The sequence below is a fragment of the Pyramidobacter piscolens W5455 genome (assembly GCF_000177335.1).
Classification (GTDB): domain Bacteria; phylum Synergistota; class Synergistia; order Synergistales; family Dethiosulfovibrionaceae; genus Pyramidobacter; species Pyramidobacter piscolens.
In genome coordinates this window covers 1-1203 of record NZ_ADFP01000107.1, presented here as the reverse complement: position 1 = coordinate 1203, position 1203 = coordinate 1, and the positions used below count along the sequence as shown (strand labels likewise).

General features: G+C 59.9%; 1 protein-coding gene. It reads right to left on the bottom strand.

Annotation, left to right across the window (positions count from 1 at the left end; all coding sequences use genetic code 11):
- Positions 1–1200, bottom strand: a complete 1200-nt coding sequence (tuf, locus tag HMPREF7215_RS09550) for an elongation factor Tu (protein WP_009165642.1) — start codon at positions 1198–1200, stop codon at positions 1–3.
- Positions 1201–1203: the final 3 nt, after the last annotated feature.

Here is a 1203-nt window from a genome sequence, read left to right as displayed (position 1 = left end):
TTACTCGAGAATCTGGGAGACGACGCCAGCGCCGACGGTGTGGCCGCCTTCGCGGATGGCGAAGCGAAGTCCTTCGTTCATCGCCACGGGCGCGATCAGGTCGACTTCGAAGGTGCTGTTGTCTCCGGGCATGACCATTTCCACTCCTTCGGGCAGTTTGATGGAGCCGGTCACGTCGGTGGTGCGTACGTAGAACTGGGGTTTGTAGCCGTTGAAGAACGGGGTGTGCCGGCCGCCTTCTTCTTTCTTCAACACGTACACTTCGGCTTTGAATTTCTTGTGGGGCTGGATGCTCCCGGGTTTCGCCAATACTTGTCCGCGTTCGACTTCGCTCTTGTCGATGCCGCGCAGCAGCGCTCCGACGTTGTCGCCGGCTTCGGCGTCGTCGAGCATTTTGCGGAACATTTCCAGGCTCGTGATTACGACTTTGCGGGTGTCTTTGATGCCGACGATTTCGGCTTCGTCGCCGGGTTTGATCACTCCGCGTTCGACTCGACCGGTGACTACGGTGCCGCGCCCGGTGATGGTGAAGACGTCTTCGATGGGCATCAGGAAGGGTTTGTCCATTTCCCGCACGGGTTCGGGGAAGTAGCTGTCGCACGCGTCAAGGAGGTCCCAGATGGGTTTGCTCCACTTGTCGTCGCGCGCTCCGGTCCCTTCTTCCAGCGCTTTCAGCGCGCTGCCGCGGATGACGGGGATTTCGTCGCCCGGGAAGCCGTATTTGCTCAGCAGTTCGCGCACTTCCATCTCTACGAGGTCGAGGAGTTCGGGGTCGTCGACGAGGTCGATTTTGTTCATGAACACGATCAGCGCGGGGACGTTGACTTGGCGGGCGAGCAGCACGTGTTCGCGGGTCTGGGGCATGGGGCCGTCGGTCGCGGCTACGACGAGGATGGCTCCGTCCATCTGCGCCGCTCCGGTGATCATGTTCTTGATGTAGTCGGCGTGACCGGGGCAGTCGATGTGGGCGTAGTGGCGTTTGTCGGTGGTGTATTCGATGTGGGAGATGTTGATGGTGATGCCGCGTTCTTTCTCTTCCGGCGCTTTGTCGATCTGGTCGAACTTGGCTTCTTCCGCGTAACCGGCTTGCGACAGGATGTGCGAGATCGCCGCCGTCAATGTCGTCTTGCCGTGATCGATGTGGCCGATCGTGCCGATGTTCAGATGGGGCTTGCTACGCTCGAATTTCTCTTTTGCCATTGG